Below are 18,912 nucleotides of genomic sequence, written 5' to 3' on the forward strand. Positions count from 1 at the left end.
AGGATAAGCCGCCGGCGGCGGTTAGGCGGTCGCCGCCGTCGGTGCGCCAAGCATGCCGATCAGCTCGCTTGCCAGGGCATCCGGCGAATAGGCACCGGCAGGGTCATACCAGCGCACCGTCCAGTTCAGGGCGCCGAGCACGAAGCGCGAGACCAGAAACTTGTCACCGCGGATCAGGCCGGCCTCCAGAGCATCGCCGATCACGTCCTGCCAGAGCTGTTCGTAGGCATCGCGCAAGTGACCGAGGTGGTCACGGGAAGGTTCGTCCAGCCGACGCCATTCGTAGAGGGCCACCACATGGGCATTACGGTCGGTGAGCAGGGTCTCGAGGTGCGCACGCGCCATGGCATGCAGTCTGGCCTCGGCCCCGCCGTCGCACTGTTCAAGGGCCTCGCGGGCGATGACCAGGGCGTTATGGGTGCCCTCTTCGATGACCGCACAGAGGATTTCCTGCTTGTCGCGGAAGTGATGGAAGAGGCTGCCCGATTTAATGCCCATTTCCTGAGCCAGCATGCGCACGGTGGTGCGATCGAAGCCTTCCTGAACGAACAGTTGGGCAGCGACGCGAATCAGTTCCCGGCGCCGCGGCGAGTCATTCACTACATTCATCGCATTTACACTAGCGCTTGCTTGGTTAGCCTTGAGAAAACCATAGCCCCCATCTGCGGTCAACGGCTCAGCCCTAGCGACCGCCAAGGAGTCATACCATGTCCACTTCTCACGAGATCGTGATCCTGGCCGCCACCCGCACGCCGATGGGCGGCATGCTGGGCAGCCTTTCAAGCCTGACTGCGCCTGAGCTTGGCGCTGTCGCCATTCAGGCCGCCCTGTCCCAAGCGGGCATCGATGCCGCCGCCGTCGACGAGGGCATCTTCGGCTGCGTACTGCCCGCCGGGGTGAAGCAGGGACCGGCGCGCCAGGCGATGCGCCAAGCCGGAGTGCCGGATGCCGTAGGCGCCACCACCATCAACAAGCTGTGCGGCTCCGGCATGAAGGCCACCATGCTGGCCCATGACCTGATTCTCGCCGGCAGCGGCGAGCTGGTGCTGGCCGGCGGCATGGAGTCGATGTCCAATGCCCCGCATGTGCTGACCAAGGCCCGTCGCGGCTATCGCCTGGGCCATGGCGAACTCAAGGATCACATGTTTCTGGACGGCCTCGAAGACGCCGAGACCGGGCAACTGATGGGCGCTTTCGCGCAGAATATCGCCGATCAGCGCAGCTATAGCCGCGAGCGCATGGATGACTTCGCGATCGCCTCTCTGGAGCGCGCCATGACCGCTCACGAGGCCGGGCACCTGGCCGCCGAACTGACGCCGGTCACGGTCAGCGGTCGCGGCGGTGACAGCATCGTGGATCACGACGAGCAGCCCTTCCAGGCGCGCCTCGACAAGATCCGCGACCTACGGCCGGCCTTCGCCAAGGACGGCACCATCACCGCCGCCAACGCCAGCTCGATCTCCGATGGCGCCTCGGCGCTGGTACTCGCCAGCCGCGAGGCCGCCAAGGCCCACGGCGCCCGGCCGCTAGCCCGCATCCTTGGCCACAGCACTCACTCCCAGCACCCCAGCGAGTTCACCATCGCCCCGGTGGGAGCGGTCGGCAAGCTGATGAAGCGTCTTGACTGGACGGTGGATGATGTCGATCTGTTCGAGATCAACGAAGCCTTCGCGGTGGTCACCCTGCTGGCCATGGATGGACTGGATATCCCCCACAATAAGGTCAATGTATTCGGCGGCGCCTGTGCGCAGGGCCACCCCATTGGCTCCACCGGCTCGCGGATCATCGCCACCCTGATCAATGCGCTGCGGGTCACCGGCGGCAAGCGAGGCATCGCCAGCCTGTGCATCGGTGGCGGTGAAGCGACCGCCGTCGCGGTCGAGCTGCTCGACTAGCCGCCCGCCAAGCAATGCGCGATCATCTCGCTCCACAGCGAAAAAAGGGGAAGCCGATTGGCTTCCCCTCTTTGTATTCCATTATTCCATGGGCTATTTCAGCGTCAGCTCAGGATGCTTAATTAACGAACGACCTAGCCGTAACGGCCGGTGATGTAGTCCTCGGCCTTCTTGGTATGCGGGTTGGCAAACATCGTCTTGGTATCGTTGTACTCGACCAATTCCCCCAGGTGGAAGAAGGCCGTGTAGTCCGCCACACGCGCCGCCTGCTGCATGTTGTGGGTCACGGTGATGATCGTGAAGTCCTGCTTGAGCTTGTCGATCAAATCCTCGATGGTCGCCGTGGAGATCGGGTCCAGCGCCGATGTCGGCTCATCCATCAGGATCACATCGGGCTGCACGGCGATGGCGCGGGCGATACAAAGACGCTGCTGCTGGCCACCGGACAGGGAGGTGCCAGGCTGCTGCAGCTTGTCCTTGACCTCGTTCCACAGGCCGGCTTCGCGCAGCGCCTTCTCCACCAACTCGTCCTGATCGGCCTTGCGGCTCACCAGATCATGCATGCGCGGGGCATAGGCGATGTTCTCGTAGATCGACTTGGGAAAGGGGTTGGGCTTCTGGAACACCATGCCCACCCGACGCCGCAGGGCGACCTCATCCATCTTGGCCTCGTTGACGTCGCGGCCATCCATCTCGATCAAGCCGTCGAGACGCACGCTGGGGATCAAGTCGTTCATGCGATTGAGACAACGCAGGAAGGTCGACTTGCCGCAGCCCGAAGGGCCGATCAAGGCAGTGACGTTCTTCTGGAAGACATCGATGTTGATGTTCTTCAGGGCCTGGGTGTCGCCGTACCACAGGTTGAGATCGCGTACGCGAATGCTCAATTCGTGATTGGCCTGTTCATTGCGGGTAACCGGCTGCCCGGTATCGTGACCTGACATGGTGACTCCACGGTCAGCAACTTTCATATCCATAGTGACGTATCCTGTTGCAAATGCCGGTCGGTTACCAGCGACGTTCGAATTTCTTGCGCAACACCACGGCCGTTGCGTTGAGAGCGATCAAGATGGTCAACAGCACCAGGATGCCGCCGGCAGTCTTCTCGGTGAAGGCACGATCCGGCTCCCCGGCCCAGGTGAAGATCTGTGCGGGCAGCACCGTGGCGGCATCGGTAATGGTCGCCGAGACATCGGGAATGAACGCCACCATGCCGACGATGATCAGCGGCGCCGTCTCGCCCATGGCCTGCGCCAGGCCGATGATCGAGCCCGTCATGATCCCCGGCATGCTGACCGGCAGCACATGGTCACGCACCACCTGCCAACGCGAGCAGCCCACCCCGAAAGCCGCATGGCGAATGGTATCCGGCACGCTGCGCAGCGCCGTGCGGGTGGCGATGATGATGACCGGCAACGTCATCAGCGCCAGCGTCAGGCCGCCTACCAACGGTGAGGAACGCGGCACGCCGAAGAAGTTGATGAAAATCGCCAAGCCCAGCAGACCAAACAGAATCGAGGGAATCGCGGCCAGGTTGTTGATATTGATTTCGATGATCTGGGTGAAACGGTTGTCAGGCGCAAACTCCTCGAGATACACCGCCGTCATCACGCCGATCGGGAAGGCCACCGCAAGCGTCACCAGCAAGGTCATCACCGTCCCCATCGCGGCAGAGGCAATACCGGCGAGTTCCGGCATCTTGGAGTCGCCGCTGGTGAAGAAGTTGGTGTCGAACTTGAGCTCGGCACGCCCCTCGGAGGCGAGCTGGTCGACCACTGACTGCTCCTTGGAGTTCAAGTTGGTGTGATGGCCCTTCAGGTATTGATCGACCTGACCATCGGCCAGCACCCATTCCATCCGGCTGGTGCCGAGCAGGTCAGGGTTGTCTTCCATGCGGCCCGGAATCAGGCGCAGGTAGCCACGACTGACCAAGGGGCGCACGTCCTCCTCGACCGCCGCCAGGGGAAGCTGCTGGGCCCTCTCGCTGTAGTCGACCTGCACCTGAATCTGGGCCTGCTGAAATGCCGGCAGCCCCTTGATCAGCATGTCGGTGAAGAAGAACACCAGGAATAGCCCGGCCAGGCCAAGGGCGCCCATCGACATCCACTTCAGGCGAGCAGACTTGCGATGGCGGCCCTTGAGCTGGGCGCTGATATCGTCGAAGGATTGTCTCATTGTCCGATTGGCCTCAATCGATCACAGGTTATTGGAGCGATACTTTTCGCGGAAACGACGGATCATGATCACCGAGACCATGTTCAACGTCAGAGTCACCACGAACAGCACCAAGCCCAGGGCGAAGGCCGAGAGTGTCTCGGCGCTGGCGAACTCCTGGTCACCGGTCAACGCGGCAACGATGCGTACCGTCACCGTAGTCATATCTTCCAGCGGGTTGGCGGTCAGGTTGGGGCGCATGCCGGCGGCCATCACCACGATCATGGTTTCGCCCATGGCCCGCGACATGGCCAGCAACGAGGCCGAGATGATGCCCGGTAGAGCGGCAGGCACCACTACGTCCTTGATGGTTTCGGCGCGGGTCATGCCAAGGGCCAGCGAGCCCTGGCGCATGCTATCCGGGACCGCATTAATGACGTCATCGGACAGCGATGAGATGAAGGGGATAATCATGATGCCCATGACGATGCCCGGCGCCAGCGCATTGCTGAAGGAAGCCTCCAGCCCCACCATGCCGGCGAGGCTAACCACCAGCGGCGCCACGGTAATCGCCGCAAAGAAGCCGTAAACCACCGTCGGGATACCCGCCAGCACTTCCAGCACCGGCTTGGCGATGGTGCGCACCTTGGTCGGCGCATACTCAGACATATAGATCGCCGACATCAGGCCGATGGGAATGGCCACCAGCATGGCGATCAGGGTGATCATGAAGGTGCCGGCAAACAGCGGCACAGAGCCGAACTCAGCGGCGCTGGCGCCCTCTTCGGCCCGCCCCGCAGCGGCCAGGAAGCTGGCACCTGGGTTCCAGGTGGTACCGGTGATGAAGTCCCAGAAGCTCTGCATCTGGAAGAAGCGGATCGCTTCGGAAATGATCGAGATCAGGATCCCGAAGGTCGTGAAGATCGATATCATCGCCGCACCGGCCAGAACGAAACGAATGGTCCGCTCGATGGCCTTGCGCGCATGGAAATCAGGACGTACCTGCGTCATTGCCACCATCAGACCGCCGGCAGCAACCACCAGGCTGGCGGCCAGCAAGTAGGGCGTGGGGATCTCCGCCCCCATCAATAACAAGGCGAAGGCGCCAATCGCCCCCACTGCCACCGCCGGCCCGGCAGTGGCCAAGGCGGCATACCAGGCATACTGGTCGGGCTGTGCATACATAGACGCGCCACTGGCACGCACCTTGGCGGCCTTGGCACGGCCCATGAAGAAGGCTATCAGCCCCAACACCAGCAAGGCGCCGCTGAATAGCAGGATCAGTTGGTTAGTCTGCATGGGAAGCTCTCAGTCAACGGGGCTCGGCAAACTCACTTGCCGGAACGTACAGAGGCCGGCAGCTCGTCGGCTGCCGGCCGGTTCAACCATCAGGTGACATTACCGTTCACTTGATGTCAGACAGTTCCAGAGTCTTGTGATTGGCCACTTGCTCACGATACTCGGCGCGGACATCTTCCGGTGCCGGGATCAGGCCGATGCCCTTCAGGTAGCCCAGGTCACCGATCATCTGCTCGCTCATGAACATGTTGGCATAGGCGGCCATGGCCGGAACGTCATCCGCGTGCTGGTTCTTCACATAGAAGAACAGTGAACGAGACACCGGGTATTCGCCGCTACCGATCGCTTCGGGGGTCGGTTCCACACCGTCGATGCTTGAGCCAATCAGGGTGTCGCCGTTCTCTTCGAGGAAGGAGTAACCGAAGATACCGAAGGCATCGGTGTTCTCGGACAGGCGCTTGACGATCAGGTTGTCGTTTTCACCGGCATCGATGTAGGGGCCGTCGGCGCGGATGTCGGTGTAGGCTTCACCGCCGTAGGCGTCCATGTCTTCTGAAGCGGCTTCCATCACCAGCTCTTCGAAGGCATCACGGGTACCGGAGGTAGTGGGCGGACCATAGACGGCGATTTCACGATCCGGCAGAGAGGCGTCGATCTCGCTCCACTTGGTGTAGGGGTTATCGACCAGTTCGCCATCGACCGGCACCTGAGCGGCCAGTGCCATGAACAGTTGTTCACGCGTCACGGGCATGGCGTCATTGGCGCTGGACTGGGCAAAGGCAATGCCGTCATAGCCGACCATGGCTTCGGTGATATCGGTAACGCCGTTCTCTGCACAGCGCTCGAATTCGGAGACCTTGATGCGACGCGAGGCGTTGGTGATATCGGGCGTGTCATCACCCACACCGTTACAGAACAGACGCAGACCACCGCCGGAACCGGTGGACTCGATGACAGGCGTCGGGTAGTCGGTAGTGGCACCGAACTCTTCTGCAACGTAGCTGGCAAACGGATACACAGTGCTGGAACCGACGATGCGCAGTTGGTCGCGGGCCTGAGCGGCAGTCGCAAAGCCCATAACGGCGGCAGCAATGGCGGTTGTCTTGAGAATACGGTTCATGCAGGTAACTCCTGTCGATGAGAGTGTCCAACCTTCGCGACGCCTAAGATGACTCAACTAGATGACAACTTCGTGACATGTGAGACATCGACGACACGCTAGACCAACAATCTCGTCTCCGCCAGGCTGCACAGCAGCATAAACCCTTGTCGTGGCGCCTATTACCTGCCTGACAGAGTATCTCTCAACCTCCGGGGCACGCCCGACCACACTCACCGAATCACCGCCGATGTGCCCTTTCCCGCTTCACAAGATGTCACCCGGTATGGGGCTTTCTTCCCGCCAATAAGCGCAGACCCAGGTTGCCCAGGGTCGAGACACCCAGCATGGTCAGCACCATCGGCCAGGGGCTTTCGACCTCGAAGGCGCCGACCAGCACCCCAGCCAGGGCGCCGCAGGAAAATTGTATGCTGCCCAACAGCGCCGTTGCGGTGGCGCTCATATGGCTGAACTTCTCCAGCATCGAACTCATGGCATTAGGAGTAATCAGGCCGACCTGACCCATGAACAGCATGATCAGCGGCACCACGGTATAGAGCGAATCCACCCCCAGGGCCACCACCAGCACCAGGCTGCTGGCCGCCAGCAGCTGGACTCCAAGCCCCAGGCGCAAATTCTGCTGGGGTGAGAAGTACTTCAGAAGAAAGATGTTGAGCCGATTCGACGACGCCATGACCACCACATTGGCGCCGAACACCACCGGGTACATGGCTGGCGACAGGCCGTAATAGTCCATGTACAGAAAAGGCGATGCGGTAATGAAGGCGAACATACCGGCAAAGGCCATCGCTACCGCACAGATATATCCCATGGCCTCGCGGTGGCGAAAAACGCTGGCGTAATTGCCAAGCACTTGCCGAAAAGACGCCGTGGGTAGGTCCGGCGAGCGCGTTTCGGGCAGCCGCGTTCCAAGCAACCAGCCAAGGAAGGCGGCATAGGCGGCCAGAAACACGAAGATCAGCCACCAGTCAGCCAGATACAAAAGGCCACTGCCCACGGCCGGTGCGGCCAACGGCGCCAGCATCATGATCATGGCCATGGTCGACATCACCTTGGCCGCTTCGCGGCCGCTGAAGCAGTCGCGCACGATGGCCGCCGAGTTGACCACGCAGGCCCCGCCGCCGAGTGCCTGGACGAAACGCAGTGCCCACAGGGTTTGCAGCGAGCTCACCTGGGTGATGGCCAGGCTCGCCAGGCAAAACACCAACAAACCGGTCAGCAGTACCGGCTTGCGTCCCAGGCGGTCGGACATGGGGCCGCCAGTCAGTTGGCCGATGGCGAAGCCGAACAGAAATACGCTGATCGACAGCTCGGTGTGATGAATGCTCGCTCCCACCGCCTCGGCGAGCGCAGGCATGGCCGGCAGATAGGCATCGATGGCAAAGGGAGCCAGCGCCGTGTTGGCAGCCACCAACACGGCCACTCTTCGGGTACTCAGTGTCAAAGGATGCTCCTGAGAAAGGATGAGCAAAAACAGGGTAAGCAAAAAAATAGCCGGCTAAGGATAACCGATCCATCGCGATACTGCCGCCCTGACCCGCCGATACCGCAGCCTCAATGAAATATCCGGACCGGCGCCATGCGCATCAAGCGCATGACCTCAGGTTGTCACACTCGGCTGATAAATAAGGAAGCCATCATCAAGCATTCCTTTGAGCTCCGGGCACACGGAGCCGGGGCCTTGCGTCCCATCACTCAGCAGGGAGAAACACCCGCATGCGATTCTTCGACAACATGACGGTCAAGCTCAGTGGATCATTGGTACTGATTGCCTTCACGCTGATGATACTGGTCAGCGCAGGCCTCGGGCTGTTCGCTAATCAGTACAGCCGCCAGGCCTTCGGTACGCTCAATCAGATCAACGTCGGACAGGCTCAGGCTCTCAACCATGCCTATGTCGACATGCTGCGAGCCCGCGTAGAGTTGAATAGAGCGGCCCAGTTGGTTCGCAAGCCTTCATTCGACCGACCGGGGCCGGTCATCGACCGCGCCGAAGCACTGATGAACTCGGCCAAGCAGGCCTTTCAGCATTTCCTGGCCTTTCCCGCTCAGCCATCTCAGGTCGAGCCCATCGAGACCCTCGAGAATCACTTCCAGTCGCTGCTCAATACCGGCCTATCGCTGCAGCTGATGGTGCTCAAGGAAGACGACGTCGGCGCCTATGACTCTGGACAGTCTCGCGTTAGCGACATGAGCAAGGCCTTCATGGAGAGCGCGGATGCCTTCTTCGCCGCCTCCGAGCAAAGCGGCAACGGCCTGGCGGCGCAGTTCGAACGCATAAGTAACTGGATGAACACTGCCATGGGCAGCGTGGTGGCCATCACCCTGCTGCTGGTGCTGATAACCGTCTGGGGCGTCACCGTTAACGTCATCCGACCGCTACGCCGGCTCATCGAACACTTCCGCCAGATGGCAGCAGGCGATCTATCCCAGCCCATCGAGACCAAGGGCGACAATGAGATCGGTCAGCTATATAGCGAGCTCGCGCAAATGCAGCAGTCATTGGCAACGACGGTCGGCCGGGTGCGTGAGAGCAGCGCGACCATTCTCGACAGCGCCCAACGCACCAGCGAAGGTAATCAGGAGCTGTCTTCACGCACCCAGCAACAAGCCTCGTCCCTCGAGCAGACCGCGGCGAGCCTCGACGAGCTGACCGCCACCGTGGCGCACAACGCCGACAACTCCCGCCAAGCGGCCAAGCTGGCCGACGACGCCAGCAGCAAGGCCCGCGCCGGCGGTGAGGTAATTAGCAACTTCGTCGATACTGTGAGCGAGATCAATGAGCGCTCGACGCAGATTCACGACACCATCGCCCTGATCGACAACATCGCCTACCAAACGAATCTACTGGCCCTGAATGCCTCGGTGGAGGCCGCCCGGGCCGGGGAACATGGCCGTGGTTTCGCGGTAGTGGCAAGCGAAGTTCGCTCGCTGGCCTCACGTAGTGCCGCCGCCGCCAATGACGTGCGGCGCCTGATCGACGACTCGCGCCAGAGCCTCGAGCGTGGCAATGCGCTGTCGGCGGAGGCCAGCCAGGGCATGGAGACCGTCATCGCCGCTGTCGGCCAGGTCAACGATCTCATGGAGCAGATCGCCCAGGCTTCCAACGACCAGCACCGCGGCATAGAGCAGCTCAATCAGGCCATGAATCAGATGGAGACCCTCACCCAGCAGGATGCCCAACTGGTCGAAAAGGCGACCAACGGCGCGATGGCGCTTGAGAACGAGGCCGAGCAAATGCGCCATTTCGCCGCCCGCTTTACGACTAGGGAGAACATCGAGACAGATGAGCAGGCCCTCTCTTCGGAGGCTGATTCGGACGCCGAGAAAGCGTCTTCGTCTTCCGAGACCCAGCACCAATGGTCACCTCGAGTCGTCACCGATAAAGCGCTCCAGGCGTCAGGCGTAGATACACAGCGCGGCACCGCCTTGCTACAGTGAGGCTCTGACTCAAACGACCACCCAGGATGACCATGACACAGGACAAGTTGACACAGCTTAAAGCCATGACCACGGTGGTTGCCGATACGGGCGACCTGGACGCCATCGCCCGCTTCCAACCGACCGATGCCACGACCAACCCCTCGTTGATCCTGCAGGCCGCGCAGCAGGAGAGCCGCCGTGCCCGACTGGCCGAACTGGCTCGCCAGAGCACCGATATCGATGATGCCCTGGATGCCGTCGCGGTCGACATCGGCAGCGAGATCAGCGCCCTGGTACCGGGCTATGTGTCCACCGAGGTCAGTGCCCGCCTGTCCTTTGACACACAGGCCACCCTGGCGCGCGCTCATTCGCTGATCGACCGCTACGAACGCCGTGGGGTCGGCCGCGAGCGCATCCTGATCAAGGTCGCGTCCACCTGGGAAGGCATTCGCGCCGCCAAGCAGCTCGAACGTGAAGGCATCCGCACCAACCTGACGCTGCTGTTCAGCTTTGCCCAGGCCCAGGCCTGCGCCGACGCCGGCGTGACCCTGATCTCGCCCTTCGTCGGCCGCATCCTCGACTGGCACAAGGCCCGTGAGCCCGAAGCGGACTTCAGTGGCGCCAATGATCCGGGCGTGCGCTCGGTGCGTGCCATCTACGAGCACTACAAGGGACACGGCTACAAGACGGTGGTGATGGGCGCGAGCTTCCGCAACGTCGGTGAGATCGAAGCCCTGGCCGGCTGCGACCGCCTGACCATTTCGCCGAAACTGCTCGGTGAAATGGCCGAAGATCACGGCGAGCTGCCGCGGGCCCTGACACCCCAGGGCGCCGAGAGCGCCATGCCGGAGCCACTGGACGAGAGCGAATTTCGTTGGGCGATGAACGAAGATGCCATGGCCACCGAGAAGCTCGCCGAAGGTATCCGCAAGTTCATGGAAGATCAGCGCAAGCTGGAGACGCTGCTGGCCGAGCTACGCAAATAACCACGTAAATAACCACGTAAATAACCACGCAAATACCCACGCCACCACCCGGGCGATATCGCAAGCAAGTCGTGGTATGGGTGCGATGGAAGTCTCTCGTCAAGAGGGCTGAAACGTTAGAGGGCCGGTCGCTATCGACCGGCCCTCTTTATTAGCTGCATTAGCTGCATTATCTGGCTGCGCTTTACTATTGACCGCGTTGTTATGGTTCGCTCGGTTGGCGATGCTGCTCTTCGAGCAGTTTCACCAAGGGCTGAAACTCTTCACGGTTATGCTCGCTCATACGCATCAGGATGCGGTGCGCCTCGAGAATGCGCTCCTGAAGCACCCGCTCATCGGCGTTGACCAACGGCAGGTCGGCGAGCTCAGAAGTCTCCTGAATAGGTGACTCTACCAGCGTAAAATAGTCACCGAAGCCCATTACATCCAGCATACGCCTGACATCCGGATTATCGACCACGATGGTTGGCGGCTGCTCGAGTCGGTCGCGAACGGCCAGCGCCACCTTGGCCAGGAAGCCCAGTGCCGTGGAGTCCACATTGGTAGCCTCACGCAGATCGACCATCACGGTTTCCAGGCCCGGCATGTCGGCTAACCGCTGCGCCTGGCTGTCCAGGGTCGCACTCAAGGTGAGCCGCACATCACCAGAAAGCTTAAGGATGAAAACCCCAGAATCGATGGCCGCCTGAAGTCGCCCTTCATTCTTCATCATGGTAAAAACCGCTCAACGTCATGATCGTCAGATCGTCGGGCAGCTCCTCGTACCCCGGGGCATGCCCACTGATGGTTTCCTCGTCGTCTTCGGGAAGCCTGCCAAGCGACAGGCTCGTCCGCAGTGCTGCCAGATTTTCACAGCTCAGCACCAATTGCTCGAGTTCCTTGAGCCGCCCATCAAGCGTCCTGCCTGACAGGTACTCCAATACTCCATCTGAACATAACCATAATCGGAAGTTTTGCGGCAGCGCACAACTCAAGGTTGGATATTCCACATTCGGGAACAAGCCCACCGGCATGCCTTCACCCTCAAGCGGCGCCACACTGCCCTCACTGACCAGTAACGGCATCGGCAACTGGGCCCCCAGCGAATAGTGCAGCTGTCGGGTCTGATGATCGATGACCCCCACGAACATGGCCATATGCTTGCCGATCCCCGTATCCAAAAGCTCGCGGTTCAAGCCCGCCAGCCACCCGGCCGCCAAACTCTCGGGATTGGTACCGTCCCACTCTCCAAGCCAGCGATTGCAAAGGTACTTAAGCAGCACGGTGACAAAAGCCGATGACGCGCCATGGCCCGAGACATCGGCAAAATAGAAAACGCTGAAACGCGCATCAAAGCGCTGGTAATCGAGAAAATCGCCGGACAAGTACAGCGATGGCGCCAACCAGTAATCACAGGTCACACCGTTGAGTAACAGCGGGCGGGGCGGCAATAGCTTGCGTTGAATATGGCCCCCGGCCTGCTGGTCGAGACGCAGCATTTCCAGATGCGTCTCCAGGCTCTCGTTGAGCTCGGCGAGACGCTCCCGGTCACGGCGATTTTCCTCTGCCAACCGGCCATTCTCGATCACCTTGGCGATCATACGACGCAGGATGTCACCATGGCGCTGCGGCTCGATGATGTAGTCGACCACGCCCGCATCCACGGCCTTGAGTAGATCACTGTCGAGACGACTGTCACTGACCGCCAGGGTCGGCAATCGGGCAGTCAAGGACGACCAGTCGTGGGCCGGCACGGCTCGCACATGGGCGACAACCAGCTCGGTCTCGCCTGGCAGCTCCTCGGGCCGCTCGGCCGCAATCACCGCGAACGCGCCCTTGGCGACCACCTCGGCGAGGTCATCCCGCGCCTTGCCTGGCAGGTCGAGCACGCCGATCAGTATTCTTGGGCTGGCCATGCACTCCGTCCCCTTATCCCTAAACAGATAACCGCGGGAGGGCGCCCCCTTCCCGCGGATCACTTCTGGGCCGCCGTCAGGCGCACGTTACGGCGTCGATGTCGCCTCGTCGCCGGCATCGTCGACCTCGAAGTCGCTGTCGTCGAACTCGAAGCTGTCACTGGCGAAGGGGTCATCGCCCATCTGGCCGTCGTTGACTTCGAAGCGCCGCTGCTGCAACCAGGCATCGCGAATGAAGCTGTAGCGGTCCCCCTGAACCAGCTGCTCCTGATCGAGCAGCCCAGCCCGCTTGTCGACCAAACGCAGGAAGGTCAGACCATAGGCGACCTTATCTTCTTCCACATGAGTCACCGGATCGGTGTACATGTCCACCGGCAGGCCGGAGGTGTCGCGCACCGTGCTCGGGCCAAGCAGCGGCAGGACCAGATAGGGGCCCTCGCCGACGCCCCAGACGGCGAGCGTCTGGCCGAAATCTTCATCGCGCCCGGTGATGCCCATATCGCCGGCGACATCCACCAGCCCAGCCAGGCCGAGGGTCGAATTGATCACGAAACGCCCAGTGGCAATGCCCGCGTTGCCCCATTTCCACTGCAGCACGCTATTGAAAGCCGTGCCAACCTCACCGAGGTTGGAAAAGAAGTTACCCACTCCCGTCTGCACCGGTGCCGGCGTCACGAAGTCATACCCTTGCGCAATCGGCTTCAGGGCATAGCGATCGAGGGTGTCATTGAAGGCGTAGACCTTGCGGTTGAAGCCTTCCCAGGGGTCTTGCGGGTTACGCTCGGCGGTCTGAGTGCTGGCACAGCCGGCCATGCCCATCACGGTACTCAGCAGGATGGCCTTGGCCATCACGCCCTGGATCCTGCGGCCTTCGGGCCTACGCGTACTCTCTTTCATCGACGTTCCTTGGCAGTCCTTCCCGCAATTCATCTTTCGGCCGTCATGTACGGCGCACCACGACGCAGCCGGCACTGTAGCCGGCTCCGAAGGAACACACCACCCCCAGCGCGCCGGCTTGCAGGTCGTCGCGGTGCAGATGGAACGCAATGATCGAGCCTGCCGAACTGGTATTGGCGTAGCGATCGAGAATGATCGGCGCCTGATCCTCACGGGGTGGCTGGCCCAGCACCCGACGCGCGATCAGGTCGTTCATGTGCTGATTCGCCTGATGCAACCAGAGGCGCGACAGATCTGCGGCCTTTTGTCCCAGGTCCTCTAGATGCTGCTGAATCAGCGAGGCCACCAGGGGGCAGACCTCCTTGAAGACCCGCCGCCCTTCCTGAACGAACAGCTTGTCCAGCGCCTGGGAATCGGCATCGGTGACGCGGTTGAGGAAGCCCGCATTATTGCGGATGGCATTGGAGAACTGGGTGACCAGCCGAGTGCCAAGGATCTCGAAGCGCTCGCTGGCGCGGGCCACGGCAGCGTCTTCGATCACCAAGGCGGTGCAGGCATCGCCGAAGATGAAATGGCTGTCGCGGTCGCGGAAATTGAGATGCGCCGAGCAAATCTCGGGGCTAACCACCAGCACGCGTTGCGCGCTACCGGCAAGGATCGCATTACGAGCGGCATCGAGGGCGAAGGTCGCCGAACTGCAGGCCACGTTCATGTCATAGGCGTGGCCGCCGGCCCCCAGTGCCGCCTGAAGCTCGACCGCCACCGCCGGATAGGCCCGCTCCAGGTTCGAGCAGGCGACGATCACCAGGTCGACCTCCTCGGCCTGAACCTGGGCGGCCTCCAACGCCTGACGCGCCGCGGCAAGGCCCATCTCGGCCTGTAGCGAGAGTTCATCATTGCCGCGCTGGGGCAGCTTTGGCCGCATGCGCTGCGGGTCCAGAATGCCCTCGGCATCCAGCACATAGCGACTCTTGATGCCCGAGGCCTTCTCGATGAAGGCAGTGCTCGAGTACTCGAGCGCCGCCCTCTCTCCGCTGGCGATGGCCGCTTCATGCGCGGCATTGTCGATATCTACCCAGGCATTGAAGGCCGCCACCAGGGCATCATTGTCAATGGCGTGGGGCGGCGTATAAAGCCCGCTGCCGGTGATCACTGCGGTCGTCATTGGGTCCTTCCTGTGAGTTCTGCCCAGCGCTTTTCGAGACGCTTGGTGGAAACGGGCTCCAGCGTGCCGAGCTGCTGGGCGAAAAGCGACACACGCAATTCCTCTATCCACCAACCGAATTCGGTCAACTCAGGGTCCTCGGGGCCTTGGCGACGCGCGGCCTCGCGGCGTTTGGCAAGGCGTGTCTCGAAGTCCTGAATCTCCTGCATCAGCATCTGGTCCCGGTTGCGCTCCCTAGGAGCCTTCTCGAGGCGTATCTGTGCGGCTTCCATATAGCGCGGATACTGCTCGAGCCAGCCACCCGCTTCGACCACGAAGCCCGGATGCACCAACCGCTGCATCTGTGCCTTTAGATCACTGTACACCAGCGCCAAGGCGAAGCTGAGATTGCCCTTCAACGCCTTAGTCACTGCCAGATGGCCGTTAAGGGCGCGCTCGAGCACCTTCACCAGATGTTCGCCATGGGGCAGCAGTTGCTCGCGGGTCTCGGCCAGGCGCGCCTCGAGCGCATCCTTCGAGCGCGGCAGCGGGTCCACCGCCACCACCTGCAGGAACACGGCCTCGACAAGATCGTCGATGAGCTGACGCTTGCTGCCTACCTTGGCGAACAGCAGAGCGCACTTGTCCAGCCCCTTCAAACGCTTGAGTTCACGCACCGCCTCGGGGGCACGCTGCATGGCGAGCCGCTTGATGCCATGGCGATGCGCCTCGCGGGCCTTGGCGGGATGTTCGACGAGCTCGACGGTAAGCCCTTCGGTGGCCTCGACCAGCGCCGGGAAGGCCTCGACGCGGATGCCGGCCTGGGTGGTCACTCGCGATTCGGGCAGGGCCGTCTCGGGCAGATCCTCGAGCACCTGCTGCTGGCCCGTGGCCTGCTCGGCCAGTGCCTGGGCACCCTCACTTGCCGCCTTGGCGAAGCGGCGCTCCAGCTCGACCGGATCACGGCCCTCGCCCAGCACCTTGCCTTCGTGATCGACCACGCTCAGGTTCATGCGCAGATGGGGCTCGAGTTGATCGAGCTGCCAGTCATCGGGCCCCAGACGCAAGCCGGTCTTGACCCGCAGGAAGTCACCGAGGGCGGCAGTCAAGGAAACATCATCCGGCGTCAGGGTCGCCAGGGCCGCATCCACCCAGTCGGGAATCGGCACCACCTGTCGACGCACGGACTTGGGCAGCGATTTCATCAGCGCGATGCACTTCTCACGCAAGAGCCCGGGCACCAGCCATTCGAGCCGCTCGACGGGCAGTTGGGAGAGCATCGCCGCCGGCACCGTCAGGGTCACGCCATCGTCGCTGGCGCCGGGCTTGAAGTGGTAGCGCAGCGGATAGCGCACTCCGCCGAGCAGGAGTTCATCCGGATATTGTTCCTCGGTGACATCCTCGGCACCGCGGGCCATCAGCGCCTCGCGGTCGAACTTGAGGATGTTGGGGTCCTTGGCCTCGGCCTTCTTGCGCCAGGCCTCGAAGCCCTTGCCGTTGATGACGTCGGCAGGCAGTCGCTGGTCGTAGAAGTCGAACAGCGTCTCTTCGTCGACCAGGATGTCGCGCTTGCGGGCGCGATCCTCGAGATCTTCGACTTCCTCGATCAGCGAGCGGTTATAGGCGAAGAAATCCGCCTTGGTGCGATACTCCCCTTCGACCAGGGCGCGGCGAATCAAGAGTTCACGCGCCTCGGCAGGAGCGATCGGCCCATAGTGGACGCGGCGCCGATTGACGATGGGCAGGCCGAACAGGGTCACCTGTTCGAAGGCCACCACCTGGGCGCGCTTCATTTCCCAATGCGGCTCGCTATAGGTGCGCTTGACCAGATGACCGGCCAGCGGCTCGATCCACTGCGGCTCGATGCGTGCCACCTCGCGGGCGAACAGCTTGGACGTCTCGACCAGCTCACCCGCCATGATCCACTTCGGCCGTTTGCGACCGAGACCGGAGCTCGGGTGAATCTGAAACTTGCGATTGCGGGCCCCAAGGTAATCGCGGGTCTCGAGCAACTGGCCAAGATTCGACAAAAGCCCGGTCAACAGCGCCTGGTGCATCGAGGTGGCATTCTCGCGGCGACGCTTGGCGCGCGCTTCTTCGTCTTCCGGCAGCGGCTCCGGGGCCGGCACCTTGATACCCATGTCGTTAAGCAGCTGACGCAGCTGGCGGAAGGTATCATGCCACTCCCGCAGGCGCAGATAGCTCAGGAAATGATCGCGACACCAGCGACGTAGCCGGTTGCCGGAAAGCTCTTCGCGGGCCGCCTCGAAGCCGGCCCACAGGTTCAGCCAGGCGACGAAGTCGGAGTCTTGGTCCTTCCAGCGCGCATGGGCTTGGTCGGCCGCCTGACGCTTCTCCGCCGGGCGCTCGCGGGGGTCCTGAATGGCCAGTGCCGAGACCACGATCAAGGTCTCGCGCAGACAGCCCGACTCGGCGCCGGCCAGCACCATCCGGGCCAGCCTGGGGTCGATGGGCAGGCGCGCCAGGCGGCGACCCAGCTCGCTCAGGCGATTGCCCTCGTCGACCGCGCCAAGCTCGAACAACAGCCGGAAGCCATCCTTGATGAAGCGCGAGTCCGGGGCATCGACGAACGGGAAGGCCTCGATCTCGCCGAGCTTGAGCGACAGCATCGATAGAATCACCGAGGCCAGGTTGGTGCGCTGGATCTCGGGCTCGGTAAAGGCCGGCCGCGACAGGTAGTCGTCTTCGTCATAAAGACGAATGCACACGCCCTCACTGATACGCCCGCAGCGGCCCTTGCGCTGATCGGCACTGGCCTGACTGACCGGTTCGATGGGCAGACGCTGCACCTTGGCGCGGTAGCTGTAGCGGCTGATGCGCACCAGGCCAGGGTCAATCACGTAGCGTATGCCCGGCACCGTCAGCGAGGTCTCGGCGACGTTGGTCGAGAGCACGATGCGCCGCCCTGCATGGGACTGGAACACCCGGTTCTGCTCGGCGTTGGAGAGCCGGGCATAGAGCGGCAGCACCTCGGTGCCCTTGAGATCGGCACGGCGCAGGGTGTCGGCGGTCTCACGGATCTCACGCTCGCCGGGCAGGAAGATCAGCACGTCACGCGGGCCATGCTGCCAGCGTTTCTCGCGCTCGATGACTTCGATCTCCTCGACCGCCTGCAGGATGCCCTCCTGCAGGGTGCGGTCCTCCTCGTCGTCTTCCGAGCGCACCAGCGGGCGATAGCGCACCTCTACCGGGTAGGTGCGCCCGGAGACCTGCACCACCGGCGCCGGGGTAGCGCTGCCGTCCTGCTGCGGGCGACGCTCGTCGGCAAAATGCGAGGCGAAGCGCTCCACATCGATGGTCGCTGAGGTGATGATGATCTTGAGGTCCGGGCGGCGCGCAGTCAGGCGCTTGAGGTAGCCCAGCAGGAAATCGATATTGAGGCTGCGCTCGTGGGCCTCGTCGATGATGATGGCGTCATAGCGCGACAGGTCCGGGTCATGCTGGGTCTCGGCCAGCAGGATGCCGTCGGTCATCAGCTTGATCAGGGTGGCATCGTTGGTCTGATCGGTGAAACGCACCTGATAGCCGACCTGCTCGCCCAGCGTGACATCGAGCTCCTCGGCCAGCCGCGTTGCCACCGAGCGTGCCGCCAGCCGCCGCGGCTGGGTGTGACCGATCAAGCCACGGCGCCCCAGCCCCAGCTCGAGACACAGCTTGGGAAGCTGGGTGGTCTTGCCCGAGCCCGTCTCGCCGGCCACCACCACCACTTGATGCTCGCGCAGCGCCTCGAGGATGTCATCACGGTGCTCGACCACCGGCAGCTCGGCCGGATAGTTGAGCGCGACCGGCTGGGCACGCCGCTTGGCGAGGCGCTGCTGGGATTTCGCCAGTTGCGGCTCGATATCGGCAAGGCCACGCTCGATCGGCTGGCCTTGCTTGGCCCGGCGCCTCAACCCGGCCAGGCGCTTGCCCAGTCGACGGGCATCGCTCAGCAGGCATTCATCGAGCTGCTGCTGCAGGGCATTAAGACGGGCGGTATCGGCGGCAGTCGGGGAGCGGGTCGTTGTGGTGCTCAAGGCAACCTCATTGGCTAGAAGTCAGCGGCCCGCGAGGATACGTCCATCGCGGGCCCGCCATT

At 62.4% G+C, this 18,912-nt stretch carries 14 protein-coding genes; 3 read left to right on the forward strand and 11 right to left on the reverse strand.

All coding sequences use genetic code 11. The features are described 5' to 3' along the window. Window positions 1-21: 21 nt before the first annotated feature. The gene (locus BLR71_RS08330) at window positions 22-609 is read right to left on the reverse strand and encodes a TetR/AcrR family transcriptional regulator (RefSeq protein ID WP_092524983.1); all 588 of its coding nucleotides are present in this window, start codon (window positions 607-609) and stop codon (window positions 22-24) included. 98 nt (window positions 610-707) lie between these two features. On the opposite strand from BLR71_RS08330, the gene BLR71_RS08335 reads away from it, so the two are divergent. Then, complete coding sequence (locus BLR71_RS08335; RefSeq protein WP_092524985.1) at window positions 708-1,895, forward strand: acetyl-CoA C-acyltransferase; 1,188 nt, start codon at window positions 708-710, stop codon at window positions 1,893-1,895. A gap of 134 nt (window positions 1,896-2,029) precedes the next feature. Here the strand turns inward: BLR71_RS08335 and pstB are convergent, their stop codons facing one another. The 5 genes from pstB to BLR71_RS08360 all read right to left on the reverse strand — a co-directional run bounded on the left by pstB (window position 2,030) and on the right by BLR71_RS08360 (window position 7,912). After that, window positions 2,030-2,866: a phosphate ABC transporter ATP-binding protein PstB gene (gene pstB / locus BLR71_RS08340; RefSeq protein ID WP_092525116.1), complete on the reverse strand. Its 837-nt coding sequence runs from the start codon at window positions 2,864-2,866 to the stop codon at window positions 2,030-2,032. 37 nt (window positions 2,867-2,903) lie between these two features. Beyond that, on the reverse strand, window positions 2,904-4,070 hold the full coding sequence (gene pstA / locus BLR71_RS08345) for a phosphate ABC transporter permease PstA (protein ID WP_092524987.1): 1,167 nt from the start codon (window positions 4,068-4,070) through the stop codon (window positions 2,904-2,906). Window positions 4,071-4,091: 21 nt separating this feature from the next. Beyond that, window positions 4,092-5,348: a phosphate ABC transporter permease subunit PstC gene (gene pstC / locus BLR71_RS08350; protein WP_092524989.1), complete on the reverse strand. Its 1,257-nt coding sequence runs from the start codon at window positions 5,346-5,348 to the stop codon at window positions 4,092-4,094. A gap of 106 nt (window positions 5,349-5,454) precedes the next feature. Next, window positions 5,455-6,468, reverse strand: coding sequence for a PstS family phosphate ABC transporter substrate-binding protein (locus BLR71_RS08355; protein WP_092524991.1), 1,014 nt, complete (start codon window positions 6,466-6,468; stop codon window positions 5,455-5,457). A 256-nt stretch (window positions 6,469-6,724) separates the two neighbouring features. Next, window positions 6,725-7,912, reverse strand: a complete 1,188-nt coding sequence (locus tag BLR71_RS08360; RefSeq protein WP_092524993.1) for a Bcr/CflA family multidrug efflux MFS transporter — start codon at window positions 7,910-7,912, stop codon at window positions 6,725-6,727. 272 nt (window positions 7,913-8,184) lie between these two features. On the opposite strand from BLR71_RS08360, the gene BLR71_RS08365 reads away from it, so the two are divergent. Continuing rightward, window positions 8,185-9,909: a methyl-accepting chemotaxis protein gene (locus BLR71_RS08365; RefSeq protein WP_092524995.1), complete on the forward strand. Its 1,725-nt coding sequence runs from the start codon at window positions 8,185-8,187 to the stop codon at window positions 9,907-9,909. Between the two features lie 32 nt (window positions 9,910-9,941). After that, entirely contained in the window at window positions 9,942-10,877 is a 936-nt protein-coding gene (tal, locus tag BLR71_RS08370; RefSeq protein WP_092525118.1) for a transaldolase, read from the forward strand. Between the two features lie 202 nt (window positions 10,878-11,079). On the opposite strand, the gene BLR71_RS08375 is transcribed toward tal, so the two are convergent. The 5 genes from BLR71_RS08375 to hrpA all read right to left on the reverse strand — a co-directional run bounded on the left by BLR71_RS08375 (window position 11,080) and on the right by hrpA (window position 18,850). After that, entirely contained in the window at window positions 11,080-11,589 is a 510-nt protein-coding gene (locus tag BLR71_RS08375; RefSeq protein WP_092524997.1) for an STAS domain-containing protein, read from the reverse strand. Next, window positions 11,576-12,772: a PP2C family protein-serine/threonine phosphatase gene (locus BLR71_RS08380; protein WP_092524999.1), complete on the reverse strand. Its 1,197-nt coding sequence runs from the start codon at window positions 12,770-12,772 to the stop codon at window positions 11,576-11,578. The genes BLR71_RS08375 and BLR71_RS08380 overlap by 14 nt, the downstream gene beginning before the upstream one ends. Before the next feature lie 87 nt (window positions 12,773-12,859). After that, window positions 12,860-13,669, reverse strand: coding sequence for an MlaA family lipoprotein (locus BLR71_RS08385; protein WP_245696380.1), 810 nt, complete (start codon window positions 13,667-13,669; stop codon window positions 12,860-12,862). Between the two features lie 43 nt (window positions 13,670-13,712). After that, a complete protein-coding gene (locus BLR71_RS08390; RefSeq protein WP_092525001.1) occupies window positions 13,713-14,834 on the reverse strand; it encodes a beta-ketoacyl-ACP synthase III in 1,122 nt (373 codons plus the stop codon). Then, window positions 14,831-18,850, reverse strand: a complete 4,020-nt coding sequence (hrpA, locus tag BLR71_RS08395) for an ATP-dependent RNA helicase HrpA (protein ID WP_092525003.1) — start codon at window positions 18,848-18,850, stop codon at window positions 14,831-14,833. The genes BLR71_RS08390 and hrpA overlap by 4 nt, the downstream gene beginning before the upstream one ends. Between the last annotated feature and the right edge of the window lie 62 nt (window positions 18,851-18,912).

The sequence above is a fragment of the Onishia taeanensis genome (assembly GCF_900100755.1).
GTDB lineage: Bacteria > Pseudomonadota > Gammaproteobacteria > Pseudomonadales > Halomonadaceae > Onishia > Onishia taeanensis.